This is a genomic window from Shewanella sediminis HAW-EB3 (assembly GCF_000018025.1).
GTDB lineage: Bacteria > Pseudomonadota > Gammaproteobacteria > Enterobacterales > Shewanellaceae > Shewanella > Shewanella sediminis.
The window spans coordinates 5,258,808-5,271,169 of the sequence record NC_009831.1; the positions used below are offsets into that span (position 1 = coordinate 5,258,808).

At 44.3% G+C, this 12,362-nt stretch carries 12 protein-coding genes and 1 rRNA gene; 7 read left to right on the forward strand and 6 right to left on the reverse strand.

Annotated features, from left to right (window positions below):
- Positions 1–176: 176 nt before the first annotated feature.
- The 5 genes from SSED_RS22320 to SSED_RS22340 all read right to left on the reverse strand — a co-directional run bounded on the left by SSED_RS22320 (position 177) and on the right by SSED_RS22340 (position 6,032).
- A 16S ribosomal RNA gene (locus SSED_RS22320) occupies positions 177–1,719 on the reverse strand.
- 704 nt (positions 1,720–2,423) lie between these two features.
- Entirely contained in the window at positions 2,424–3,002 is a 579-nt protein-coding gene (locus SSED_RS22325; RefSeq protein WP_012144614.1) for a TlpA family protein disulfide reductase, read from the reverse strand.
- Entirely contained in the window at positions 2,999–3,481 is a 483-nt protein-coding gene (gene nrfF, locus SSED_RS22330; RefSeq protein ID WP_012144615.1) for a heme lyase NrfEFG subunit NrfF, read from the reverse strand. The genes SSED_RS22325 and nrfF overlap by 4 nt, the downstream gene beginning before the upstream one ends.
- On the reverse strand, positions 3,478–4,035 hold the full coding sequence (locus SSED_RS22335; protein ID WP_012144616.1) for a DsbE family thiol:disulfide interchange protein: 558 nt from the start codon (positions 4,033–4,035) through the stop codon (positions 3,478–3,480). Before SSED_RS22335 ends, nrfF begins: the two co-directional genes overlap by 4 nt.
- 17 nt (positions 4,036–4,052) lie before the next feature.
- Entirely contained in the window at positions 4,053–6,032 is a 1,980-nt protein-coding gene (locus SSED_RS22340; protein WP_012144617.1) for a heme lyase CcmF/NrfE family subunit, read from the reverse strand.
- 409 nt (positions 6,033–6,441) lie between these two features.
- Here SSED_RS22340 and ccmI point away from each other — a divergent pair, with 409 nt between their 5' ends.
- Complete coding sequence (gene ccmI, locus SSED_RS22345; RefSeq protein ID WP_012144618.1) at positions 6,442–7,689, forward strand: c-type cytochrome biogenesis protein CcmI; 1,248 nt, start codon at positions 6,442–6,444, stop codon at positions 7,687–7,689.
- Positions 7,690–7,814: 125 nt separating this feature from the next.
- Here ccmI and SSED_RS22350 read toward each other — a convergent pair whose 3' ends face one another.
- Positions 7,815–8,108 carry a c-type cytochrome gene (locus tag SSED_RS22350; RefSeq protein ID WP_012144619.1) on the reverse strand — a complete coding sequence of 98 codons (294 nt, stop codon included), beginning with the start codon at positions 8,106–8,108 and terminating at the stop codon, positions 7,815–7,817.
- Positions 8,109–8,454: 346 nt separating this feature from the next.
- Here SSED_RS22350 and ccmA point away from each other — a divergent pair, with 346 nt between their 5' ends.
- The 6 genes from ccmA (at position 8,455) to SSED_RS22380 (ending at position 12,341) form a co-directional block, all read left to right on the forward strand.
- The gene (gene ccmA, locus SSED_RS22355) at positions 8,455–9,105 is read left to right on the forward strand and encodes a cytochrome c biogenesis heme-transporting ATPase CcmA (RefSeq protein WP_012144620.1); all 651 of its coding nucleotides are present in this window, start codon (positions 8,455–8,457) and stop codon (positions 9,103–9,105) included.
- A gap of 9 nt (positions 9,106–9,114) precedes the next feature.
- Positions 9,115–9,801 carry a heme exporter protein CcmB gene (ccmB, locus tag SSED_RS22360; protein WP_012144621.1) on the forward strand — a complete coding sequence of 229 codons (687 nt, stop codon included), beginning with the start codon at positions 9,115–9,117 and terminating at the stop codon, positions 9,799–9,801.
- Between the two features lies 1 nt (position 9,802).
- A complete protein-coding gene (gene ccmC / locus SSED_RS22365; RefSeq protein WP_012144622.1) occupies positions 9,803–10,549 on the forward strand; it encodes a heme ABC transporter permease CcmC in 747 nt (248 codons plus the stop codon).
- Positions 10,549–10,746, forward strand: a complete 198-nt coding sequence (gene ccmD / locus SSED_RS22370) for a heme exporter protein CcmD (protein WP_012144623.1) — start codon at positions 10,549–10,551, stop codon at positions 10,744–10,746. Before ccmC ends, ccmD begins: the two co-directional genes overlap by 1 nt.
- Positions 10,746–11,231, forward strand: coding sequence for a cytochrome c maturation protein CcmE (gene ccmE / locus SSED_RS22375; protein ID WP_012144624.1), 486 nt, complete (start codon positions 10,746–10,748; stop codon positions 11,229–11,231). The genes ccmD and ccmE overlap by 1 nt, the downstream gene beginning before the upstream one ends.
- Before the next feature lie 135 nt (positions 11,232–11,366).
- Positions 11,367–12,341, forward strand: coding sequence for an ABC transporter substrate-binding protein (locus tag SSED_RS22380; RefSeq protein WP_150104375.1), 975 nt, complete (start codon positions 11,367–11,369; stop codon positions 12,339–12,341).
- The last annotated feature ends 21 nt before the right edge of the window (positions 12,342–12,362 follow it).

Sequence of the window (12,362 nt, forward strand, 5' to 3'; positions counted from 1 at the left end):
ACTAAAGCAGTTGTTATCCCTTACGAGATATCTTCCACAATAGTCCCTTTCACATTAACACTATCAGCTTTCCAAATTTTTAAAGAACAAGCATTACCGTCTAGGTATGCCACTCGCTCTAACAAGAACAAGTTATCTGTGTGAACACTCAACAAACATTAAGTTAGTCGTATAGGTAAGGAGGTGATCCAGCCCCAGGTTCCCCTAGGGCTACCTTGTTACGACTTCACCCCAGTCATGAACCACACCGTGGTAAACGCCCTCCCCGAAAGGTTAAGCTATCTACTTCTGGTGCAGCCCACTCCCATGGTGTGACGGGCGGTGTGTACAAGGCCCGGGAACGTATTCACCGTAGCATTCTGATCTACGATTACTAGCGATTCCGACTTCACGGAGTCGAGTTGCAGACTCCGATCCGGACTACGACCGGCTTTGTGGGATTAGCTCCACCTCGCGGCTTTGCGACCCTCTGTACCGACCATTGTAGCACGTGTGTAGCCCTACTCGTAAGGGCCATGATGACTTGACGTCGTCCCCACCTTCCTCCGGTTTATCACCGGCAGTCTCCCTAAAGTTCCCACCATTACGTGCTGGCAAATAAGGATAAGGGTTGCGCTCGTTGCGGGACTTAACCCAACATTTCACAACACGAGCTGACGACAGCCATGCAGCACCTGTCTCAGAGCTCCCGAAGGCACTAAGCTATCTCTAGCGAATTCTCTGGATGTCAAGAGTAGGTAAGGTTCTTCGCGTTGCATCGAATTAAACCACATGCTCCACCGCTTGTGCGGGCCCCCGTCAATTCATTTGAGTTTTAACCTTGCGGCCGTACTCCCCAGGCGGTCTACTTAATGCGTTAGCTTGGGAGCCCAGTAACTAAGTTACCAAACTCCGAGTAGACATCGTTTACGGCGTGGACTACCAGGGTATCTAATCCTGTTTGCTCCCCACGCTTTCGTACATGAGCGTCAGTCTTTGTCCAGGGGGCCGCCTTCGCCACCGGTATTCCTTCAGATCTCTACGCATTTCACCGCTACACCTGAAATTCTACCCCCCTCTACAAGACTCTAGTTTGCCAGTTCCAAATGCAATTCCCAGGTTGAGCCCGGGGCTTTCACATCTGGCTTAACAAACCGCCTGCGTACGCTTTACGCCCAGTAATTCCGATTAACGCTTGCACCCCTCGTATTACCGCGGCTGCTGGCACGAAGTTAGCCGGTGCTTCTTCTGCGAGTAACGTCACAGCAAGCAGTTATTAACTACCTACCTTTCCTCCTCGCTGAAAGTGCTTTACAACCCGAAGGCCTTCTTCACACACGCGGCATGGCTGCATCAGGCTTTCGCCCATTGTGCAATATTCCCCACTGCTGCCTCCCGTAGGAGTCTGGGCCGTGTCTCAGTCCCAGTGTGGCTGATCATCCTCTCAGAACAGCTAGGGATCGTCGCCTAGGTGAGCCATTACCTCACCTACTAGCTAATCCCACCTAGACTCATCTAATCGCGAAAGGCCCGAAGGTCCCCTCCTTTCCCCCGTAGGGCGTATGCGGTATTAGCAGTCGTTTCCAACTGTTATCCCCCACGACTAGGCAGATATCTAGGCATTACTCACCCGTCCGCCGCTCGACGTCTGATAGCAAGCTATCTCCGTTTCCGCTCGACTTGCATGTGTTAGGCCTGCCGCCAGCGTTCAATCTGAGCCATGATCAAACTCTTCAATTAAAGTTTTGTTGGTTCCTAAGAACCGGCTCAATGAATTCTGATTTCGTTTAAAAGACTCGGAAGAATCTTACAAACGTTTGTACATATTGCTATGAACACTCATCTTACATTGAGTAAAATTTTTGACTACTTCGTGAGAAGTAGTTTCGAATAACTCAACACCTGTGAGTGTCCACACAGATTTCTTGTTTCAATTTGTTAAAGAGCGTTAGCATCAATCTTTCAGATGCTGCCGTTAGACGCTAGGTCGTTGGCTTGAGGAGGCGTATTCTACACGCTCCGCGGTTGGCGTCAAGCGCTTATTTTAAGAAGTTTTTCAAGCGATGTTTTCTTATACACTCTCGTATGTAAGGCACATCAATGAACCACTTAAACCGCTTTTCACCTGATTAGAGTTTCTATTGAAAATCTAATCTCTAACACTGCTGCAAGTCCCGTTCTATCTAGCTTAGCGACTATGTCTAATCTCAAAGCGTTAGTCTAGATGGCCTGCTGTGCCGTGTCAGTGGATGCGCATTATAGGGAGTTTAAGAAAGGGCGCAAGGGCTTTTTGAGTGAATATTTCAATAATCGTATCGAACGTATGCTGATTAGACGAAGTGGCGATTTATAATACGTTTACGGTACACTTTACTCATTAATAACGTCTTATAGATTGAAGAAAGGGACCAGAGGTCCCTTTCTTCAATCTAGATAATCCTGATTTAAGGCTTATCTATAAAACTTTGTATCAGCTCTTCGGCTTTTTTGTCATCCCAATCGACAAAAGTGCGCACAAAGGCCAACAGTTCACCTTCTTTGTTCAAGATGAAAGTGGCTGGAATCGTGTCTAGTGGAAAAACACGACCTAACTTTTGCTTTTCATCATAGTAAGAATTAAACGCTTCCATTCCTAGCTCTTTCAAAAATGGTTCAACCTTATCTTTACCTTCAAGATCGATTGAGATAGGTAAAATTTCAAAGTCTTTGGAATCGAACTTAGTAGATAAACGTTCAATCGCTGGCAGTTCACGAACGCAAGGTGGGCACCAAGTCGCCCACATATTGACCATGATCACCTTACCCTTATATTGACTAAAATCTACCGCATCACCTTTGCTATCTTTAAAGGGAACGACGTCGATAGGATACGTTTTTGGCAATACATTAATAAGGTCAATACTGGACTGACTCGCAGCTTCTGCTTTTTTTTGCATACCAGGATACGCAAATGCTGTGCTTACAGATAACGAACCTAGTGCCAACAGTGAAACCGTTAGCACACTAGCTAACCGTTTCTTCATTTATCATCTCGCTTAAGCAATTTATCTAACTCTTTTTGCTCTTCAGCACTGAGCTCCTGCTCATCGACTTCAGATATACGTTGCTTACGTATAAAGAAGAAGCCAATCAACAAGCCAAATAGGAGTAATGCAACCGGACCTAACCATAAAACATAGGTCTTTGCTTCCATTCTTGGCTTATAGAGTACGAACTCACCATAACGGCTGGTCATAAACTCGATGACTTCCTCGTCGTCTTTACCTGCATCAACCATCTCATACACTTCAAGACGGAGATCTTGCGCAACGGGTGAGTTTGAATCAATTAGATTTTGATTCTGACACTGCGGACAGCGAAGCGAGTGAGCTAACTCTAGCGCTCGTTTTTGATTCTCTACAGATTTAAACTCGTAAGTATCGACCGGAGTTGCAAAGGCCGATGAGATCAGTGTCATAGACAAAAGAATCATGCCGACAAACTTAAATATCAACTTATTCATGATGCACCATCCAATTTAGCCGCAGCCTGGAGTTCTTCAATCATAGGAAATAAGGTTTCATTCCAGACGCGTTGATCGATTGGACCAGCGTAGCGGTAACGAATAATTCCATTATGATCGACCAGGTAACTTTCCGGAGCACCATAAACACCAAGGTCTAACCCTAAGCGGCCATCGTGGTCGAAAATGTTGGCTGTATAAGGGTCGCCCTGACGGTTTAGCTCACGAATCGCCATGGCGCGCTCATCACGATAGTTAATACCGTAGATTGGCAAGATATTTTGTCTTGCTAATCTCATCAGGTAAGGATGTTCATACTTACAAGATGGGCACCATGTAGCCCATACATTCAATAATGAAACATGACCTTTTAAGCTTTCGTTTGTAATTAAATCACCACGGTCCTCAAGACGCTCTAGCTGGAAAGCCGGTATCGGCTTTCCCTCCAGTGCAGAGTCTAGATTCTGTGGATTAAGGAAGAGTCCCTTATAAAGGAAGACTCCCATAACTAAGAATAATACCAACGGAATAAATAGTACTAGCCTCTTCTTCATACTTGCCCCAATTCAAGTTAAGCCGTAGCTAATTTCTCTTTTTGAGCATCAGCTTTCGATGCCTCTGTTACTTTCTTTGTACGATAACGCTTATCAGATGCGGCAAAGAAACCACCGACCATCATAAATATGCTTCCGAACCATAACCAACGAACAAATGGCTTGTAGTTCAGACGAACAGCAAACTGAGTTCTACTCAATGGATCACCCATTGTGATATAGAGATCTCTGAATAATCCCCAATCGATTCCAGCCTCTGTCATGTCCATAGTACGAACATTGTACTGACGGCGATCCGGTCTTAGCAGTGCGACAAACTCACCATCTTTAGTGACTTCTACCTGCCCCTGTTGAGCCGTGTAGTTAGGACCTACAACATTCTTAGTTTCAATATAGTTAAAGGTATAACCGGCAAGCTCCTGGCTGATCCCAGGCCCCATACGTACACTTTTCTCTATCGAGTAGTTTGAAACCATTGTTCCACCTACGACAGAAACAGCGATACCCAGATGGGCAATGATCATACCCAGCTGACTTCTTCCCATCCTGGCCAAGCTAAACGAGCCATCTTTAGCTTTGGTGATATCGAAGGCTGCTCTTAACGTGGTAAGGGTAACCCATGTAGCGGTACCCACACCCAGCATAACCCAGATATTGAATTGACCATCGGCTAGGAAAGGAGCTGCCGCACCAACAACCGTTGCGATCACTGCAGGTACCAATAACTTAGCCTTTAATTCGCCAGGCTTAGTTTTTTTCCAACGAATATTTGGACCGATTCCCATAAAGACAAATAGTACAAGAACGATAGGCACAAACACTGCGTTAAAGTAAGGAGGTCCTACGGAAATTTTACCCATGTTTAGTGCATCGATGAGTAGCGGATACAAGGTACCCAGAAGTACCGTACCGCACGCTACCGTCAGCAAAATATTACACACTAACAGCATGGTTTCTTTTGACTTCAGCTCGAAACGGGCAGGACTCTTCATCTCACTGGCCCTAAATGCAAATAAGGTGAGCGAACCGCCGACTGCCAGCCCCAGGAGCAAGAGAATGAACATGCCTCGACTTGGGTCTGCTGCAAATGAATGCACTGAAGTCAGAACACCTGAACGAACGATGAAGGTACCAAGCAAGCTCAATGAGAAAGCAAAGATAGATAGCAATACCGTCCAGTTACGGAATGCGGCGCGCTTCTCAGTAACAATAACGGAGTGCAATAACGCGGTACCGATCAACCAAGGCATAAATGACGCGTTTTCAACTGGATCCCAGAACCACCAACCGCCCCAGCCAAGCTCATAATATGCCCACCAAGAACCTAATGAAATACCACCGGTAAGGAATACCCAAGCCGCGAGTGTCCACGGACGGCTCCAGCGTGCCCAGGCAGAATCGAGACTCCCGCCCATTAAGGCCGCAATTGCAAAAGCAAAGCTAACGGCGAAGCCAACATAACCGAGGTACAACATAGGCGGATGGAAAATTAATCCTACATCCTGAAGCATAGGGTTGAGGTCGCGCCCTTCCATTGGCACAGGGAACAAACGCTCAAATGGACTCGACGTTAAGATCATAAACAGCGTAAAGCCTATTATAATCAATGCCAGTACTGCCAGTACCCTAGCAACGAAGACCTCTTCAATAGATTTACTGAAATAGGCTACTGCTGCAGACCATGCTGAAAGGGAGAAAACCCAGAATAGTAATGAGCCTTCATGCCCACCCCATACCGCAGCTATCTTAAAGAAAATTGGCAGTTGTGAATTTGAATGATGAGCAACGTATGCTATCGAAAAATCATCAATAGCGAAGCTATAACCAAGAACAACGACGGATAAGAATATAAAGAAGAACATGCCATAACTTAATGGCCAAGCATAACGCACTAAGTATTGGTCTTTACGTGCAACACCAATTAAAGGAACGCTGGCTAACAGGAAAGCGAATGCCAATCCTATTATCAACGATAAGTGTCCTAATTCTGGGATCATGGGTTTTCCTCAGTCCTATAGATGAATTGATCAAGTTAGTGCTTGATTCAACACACAAGAGTTTGCAGCTTACACTACTCAAGGTACATATTTTGAGTCATTTTAGTATTTGCTGTTGTATCTGTCTGCTTCTTTCGAACAAATATGGGTGACCTGTCTCATTCTCTGTTCAGAATAGTCACGGATACAGATGTTAAAAGCACCGGATTTTAAGGTCTGACCCTTAGGTGAAACTTAAGTTTCATCCATTTAAAAAAAATAGAAACGAACTGTGAACCAGTACTCAACTATCATCTTTTAAAGTAATGAACTCCTTATATTACTGTTCAATGAATAATCTTTCCGTATAATCCTATCCCTATCCCTGCGGTGTATCCGCATTTTTTGTAACTAATGTGAAAAAGAAATAATGACCACTCTCTGGATTTTTATTGCGCTTTTTGTGTTAGTCAGCCTAGTGCTGATTTGGTTTCCTCACTTTCGTCAGCAAAAGATGTTGCAAGCGGAAGAAGCAGGAGTACGTAGACAAACAAACCTCGAACTATTTAACAATCGTCTAGCTACACTAGAAAAAGAGCTCGAGGATGAACTGTTAGATCAAATTGAATTTGATGCTCTTAAGAAAGAGTTAGAGATAAGTTTGCTTCAGGACATGAAGCAAGGTGTCGATGAGTCTTTGGTAAATAAAGTGAAGCCTAAAGGGTTATTGTGGCCGGTGTTGATGTCTATCGTCATTATCGGAGTATCAGGGTACTTTTATACCACTCTTGGTGCATACGCAAAACTAAATCAACCTCAACCGGGTGGGCCACATGCTGGAATGACTCAAGAACAGGTCATGCAGCAACGTCTCCAGGCTATGGAAGATCAAGCTAAAGCAGAGCCTGAAAACAGTCAGTTACTGTTCAGCTTAGGACATAGCTATATTTCAGCCAGTCGTTACGATGATGCGGTAAAAACCTTCGACAAGGCTATAGTATTAGTTGGAACTCATGCCGAGTTACTTGGACCTAAAGCAACGGCTATGTATTACAAAGCCAACCAGCAGATGACTCCAGCAGTCCAGGCTATTATCGATCAATCTTTGTCTCTCGATCCTGAAGATCCTTCGACACTACTATTGGTTGGTATGGACTCCTTCTTCACTGCCGATTACCAAAAAGCCATCGAGTCTTGGCAGATCATTCTTGATAGCGAACGAAAAGATGTCGATCGCAGTGCCATCATCAACGCCATCGACAGCGCTAAAATGAGAATGGAAGCAGAAACAGGTGAAATGCCAAATGATGCTGCGCACGCCAACGTAAAAGATACGGCTAAGACTGTTAATGTCGAAGTTTCAATCGCACCTGAATTAGCAGATAAAGTTAATAGCTCTGATATGCTATTTATCTTTGCGCGTAGCACTGAGGGCCCTAAGGTTCCATTAGCTGCCGTCAAGGTGTCGGCTAAAAGCTTACCGACGACTATCACCTTAGATGACACCACCTCTATGGGTGGGGATGTAAAGCTAAGTGGCGCAAAAAATGTCGAGATTATTGCGGTACTATCTAAACATGGAACAGTTAAGCCACAGGTCGGTGATCTTCAAGGTCACTTGGCAATGGTTAAAGTGGGTGACACGACTCAACTCTTGATCGATACATTAGTGGAATAACACTAGTTAATTGATATATTAAAGGCCTGCTTCTGCAGGCCTTTTTTGCGCTCAAATTTGAGAGACAAAAAAACCGGCATCGGCCGGTTTTTTTATGTCTCTTGATAAGAGAGCTACAACAAAGATTACTTAGACATGAACTCAATAGCCTTCTTGTAATCTTCATCTGTACAATCTGTACACATGCCACCTGGTGGCATAGCGCCTTTACCAGTTTTGATTGTAGATACCAGAGTATCCAAGCCCTGAGCAATACGTGGTTCCCAAGCTGCAGCATCATGTGCTTTTGGAGCGCCAGCGACACCCATGCTATGACATACTTGACACGCCTTGTCGTAGATGGCTTTACCTTCTTGTGCAGATACGTTTGCAGACAAAGTCAATGCAGCGAAAGCAGTCAATGCTAACAATTTTTTCATGTTTGATGTTCCTAATGCAAATACTAACAAAGCTTCAATGCTGCCCTTTTAACTGACTAAGAGTTAAGGCAGACTATTTATTTAGCGCCTATAGAATACATCAAACTCCAATAAATCTCACCTTTTTGTGATTTCAATCAAAGCTTGCATGCTAATAGCACGACTTGATACACAAAATGGAGACTATATTAGCAAATGTTGAAAAAGTTCAGTTAATCTTGTTAAAAGGTTCAATTTTCGGAAGCATATCAAATTGCTGACAGATAGAATCAACCATTACTAAACCCCTAAAAGGGATTGTGTTAATATCTCTTGTGTTAACATTCGGCTTGATATAGAGGACTCAGTGGCAGAACAACAAATAGCAAAGACCCTGCTTTCAGCCAATCAATTGACCTGTATTCGTGAAGAACGAATTCTGTTTGATGAACTTAGTTTTGAAATCACAGCGGGCGAAATCGTTCAGATAGAGGGGCCGAATGGCTCTGGAAAAACCAGTTTACTGCGCATCTTAGCCGGTTTATCTCGCCCATATGCCGGCGATGTTTATTATCAAGGCGAAGATATAACCCGTAACAGAGATGAGTACAACGACGATCTTCTCTACCTCGGGCACCTGGCTGGCGTAAAAACGGAGCTAACTGCTGAAGAGAATCTTAACTTCAATTTAAGGATTAGCGGGTATGATCAGTTCGATACTCGCGGCATACTTGGCAAAGTTAATTTAGCCGGTTTTGAAGAAGCACTGGCGGGTCATCTTTCAGCAGGGCAGCATAGACGTACAGCACTTGCACGACTATGGCATACTGACTGTAAGATTTGGCTGTTAGACGAACCTTTTACTGCGATTGATAAGAAAGGTGTTGAAGAGTTAGAGCACATCTTTTTAGCCCATGCTAAACGAGGCGGTTGCGTCATCATGACCACCCACCAGGATATGGGAATTATCGGTGACGATATACTTCGCAAGATTAGTCTTGAGTATCGCTTTGTATAAGGTTTAATAATGAAGAAAGGCATCAGTTTTAGACAAGCATTTTTCACACTTTTAAAACGTGACTTACAAATTGCTATCCGTCACAAAGGCGATATATTCAATCCCCTGCTCTTTTTTATCTTAGTGGTTACTCTGTTTCCATTAGGTATTGGTCCTGAGCCACAAATCTTATCCAGAGTAGCACCAGGAATAATCTGGGTTGCGGCCCTGTTGGCCTCAATGCTTTCGCTGGAGAGATTATTTAAGGCGGACTTCGTGGACGGCAGTCTGGAGCAGATGTTATTAAGCCCGCAACCTCTGCCTTTGATGGTTTTGGCTAAGGTATTAGCACATTGGATTTTAACCGGAGTACCGTTAATATTAATTGCTCCGCTATTAGCAGTACTGCTGCACTTAGATGGCAATAGCTATGGTGCATTAATGGCAACACTAGCTTTGGGTACACCAGTATTAAGCTTGCTGGGTGCCATTGGTGTAGCCTTAACGGTAGGATTACATAAAGGCGGAGTGTTACTCAGCCTGCTTATCCTGCCTTTGTATATCCCGGTACTCATCTTTGCGACCTCAGCAATTGATGCGGCGGGCTTAAATTTACCCTACAGTGGCCATCTCGCAATCATAGGTGCGATGTTGGTCGGTTCATTAATATTGGCACCTTTTGCAATTGGTGCATCGCTAAGAGTGAGTACTAACTAAAATGTGGAAATGGCTACATAGTTACGCGGATCCCGAACGCGCCTATAATTTATCCGGAAAACTCCTCCCTTGGTTCGCCATGCTGGCAACTGGACTGATAGGTATTGGTTCTGTATGGGGGCTCGTATTTGCCCCAACCGACTATCAGCAAGGTGATAGTTATAGAATCATCTTTATACATGTACCGGCGGCTTCTATGTCTATGGCGGCATACATGGCGATGGCCAGCTCTGCTTTTATCGGACTTGTCTGGCAGATTAAATCCGCTGACTGGGCCGCTGCCGCGATTGCCCCCATCGGAGCTGTAATTACCTTTATTGCACTGATTACAGGTGCTACCTGGGGTAAACCTATGTGGGGCACTTGGTGGGTCTGGGATGCACGTTTAACCGCTGAACTGGTACTGCTTTTCCTATATTTAGGGGTTATATCTCTTTATGCTTCGTTTGAAGATAAAGTATTAGCAGCCAGAGCCGCTGGTATCTTAGCCATTGTCGGCGTAATTAATATTCCGATTATTAAATACTCTGTCGAGTGGTGGAGCTCGCTGCATCAACCATCAACAATCAAGATCACTGAGAAATCGAGTATGTCTTCAGATATGCTCTATCCATTGCTGATAAATATCGTTGGCTTTGGAATGATGATAGGTGCAATTACATTGATACGATTCAGAGCCGAAATTTTAGCAAGAAATGGAATGCGCCCTTGGGTACGGGAACTAGCTAAAGCCGAAGGAGTCAAATAATGCAGTTCGATTCATTAACAGATTTTTTTAACATGGGAGGCTATGCCTTCTACGTATGGCTGGCTTATGGAGTAACCTTTCTGTCGTTAGGTATTCTCGTAGTTCACAGCCTTGGACAAAAACGTAAGGTGTTGGTGGGGATCTCGCAAAAAATACAGCGAGAAGAGCGCCTTAAAGAAAACCGGAGTACCAAATAGTGAACGCTAGACGTAAAAAAAGATTAACATTAGCAGTAGCCTTAATTGGCGGGGTGGCCGCGATTGCGTCACTCTTACTGTACGCCCTCAACTCAAACCTGAATTTGTTTTACACTCCAACCGAGATTGTTCAGGGTAAGAAGGATACCGGTGTTTTGCCTGAAGTAGGTCAACGCATACGTGTCGGTGGCATGGTTACCATCGGCTCGATGGTCCGCGATCCTGATAGTTTACACGTAGAGTTTGCAGTTCACGATGCTGCCGGCGGTGAAATTCTGGTTACTTACGATGATCTGCTGCCGGATCTGTTCAGAGAAGGCCAAGGTATCGTTGCTCAAGGTGTTTTAATTGAAGGCGGTAAGCTTCAGGCGACTGAAGTTTTAGCAAAACATGATGAAAACTACATGCCTCCAGAGGTAGCTGAAGCCATGGGACAGACTCATGAGAAGCTGGATTACAACGAACAGCAAAAAACTAGTTACTAAGCGGTTATTAAGTGGTCACTAAGTAGTTACCATCGAACTTCTAAGAAGGCCTCGCAAGAGGCCTTTTTTATGCCTGACTTTCGGTACCGTAACACCTGGTCTATAACTATAGAAAGCCCTTTGAAGACCGAGAATATGCGGTATCTCTTATTCCTACTGATTATCATGCCACTGAAATTGATGGCAGCATCAGTGTTGATCATTGAAAGCTATCATCAGGAGTACGAGTGGGATAAGAACTACAATAAGGGCATAGTTTCAATTCTTGGTAATGAACACGATTACCACCACTTTTATCTGGATACAAAAAGACTTCCCCAACCATTGTTTATTGCCAGGGCTGAAAGCGCCTGGGAGGCGTTTGAGAAGCTTAAGCCTGATCTTGTAGTACTGGCAGATGATAATGCCATAAAGTTGCTGCATAAGCGCTTTGTGAATACAGAGATGCCGGTCGTATTCCTTGGTCTCAACACAAACCCCAGAACCTATAACATACATAACCAGAAAAATTTTACCGGCGTACTTGAAAGACCACTGTTCAAAAGATCACTCCTCTTGGCAAACCAGTTGCTGATAGAAAAAACAGATAAAAGGTTTATGGTACTTTTCGATAATAGCAAAACTTCAATTGCATCTCTCGAGCAGATCACTCCATCTCTGGACAGTATAAAAATGGGAAAAGTGAGTCTGGATTTCGTACTGACAAGTAACTTCAGTGCGTGGAAAACATGTATCTCTGAAGCCAAAGAGAAAGGATATGATGCCATATTTATCGGCCTTTACCATACGATACGTGATAGTTCAGGAAACCACGTGTCGCCCGAGCAAGTCATAGCCTGGACCAGAGAACATTCCCCATTACCACACTTTGGATTTTGGGAGTTTACTATAGGGCCGGACAAAAATATTGGTGGCTACGTATTAGATGCTTACCTTCATGGTCAGCATGCAGGTAGGCTAATGAAGCAGATTTTAGAAGGCTCTTCTCCCGATTCACTTTCGTTAGTTTTTGATAGGAAGGGTCTATACCTGTTCAGCAAGAGCGGTATAGAGCGATGGGAACTTAAAGTTCCAGACAATATCTCGAAAAATGCAAAGTGGATTGATTAACCAATAAAGAGATAAGTTTAA

What these genes read in the sequence shown, in the direction of transcription:
- SSED_RS22325 (WP_012144614.1), bottom strand. Translation starts at nt 3,002, where the DNA reads ATGAAGAAACGGTTAGCTAGTGTGCTAACGGTTTCACTGTTGGCACTA.
- nrfF (WP_012144615.1), bottom strand. Translation starts at nt 3,481, where the DNA reads ATGAATAAGTTGATATTTAAGTTTGTCGGCATGATTCTTTTGTCTATG.
- SSED_RS22335 (WP_012144616.1), bottom strand. Translation starts at nt 4,035, where the DNA reads ATGAAGAAGAGGCTAGTACTATTTATTCCGTTGGTATTATTCTTAGTT.
- SSED_RS22340 (WP_012144617.1), bottom strand. Translation starts at nt 6,032, where the DNA reads ATGATCCCAGAATTAGGACACTTATCGTTGATAATAGGATTGGCATTC.
- ccmI (WP_012144618.1), top strand. Translation starts at nt 6,442, where the DNA reads ATGACCACTCTCTGGATTTTTATTGCGCTTTTTGTGTTAGTCAGCCTA.
- SSED_RS22350 (WP_012144619.1), bottom strand. Translation starts at nt 8,108, where the DNA reads ATGAAAAAATTGTTAGCATTGACTGCTTTCGCTGCATTGACTTTGTCT.
- ccmB (WP_012144621.1), top strand. Translation starts at nt 9,115, where the DNA reads ATGAAGAAAGGCATCAGTTTTAGACAAGCATTTTTCACACTTTTAAAA.
- ccmC (WP_012144622.1), top strand. Translation starts at nt 9,803, where the DNA reads ATGTGGAAATGGCTACATAGTTACGCGGATCCCGAACGCGCCTATAAT.
- ccmD (WP_012144623.1), top strand. Translation starts at nt 10,549, where the DNA reads ATGCAGTTCGATTCATTAACAGATTTTTTTAACATGGGAGGCTATGCC.
- SSED_RS22380 (WP_150104375.1), top strand. Translation starts at nt 11,367, where the DNA reads ATGCGGTATCTCTTATTCCTACTGATTATCATGCCACTGAAATTGATG.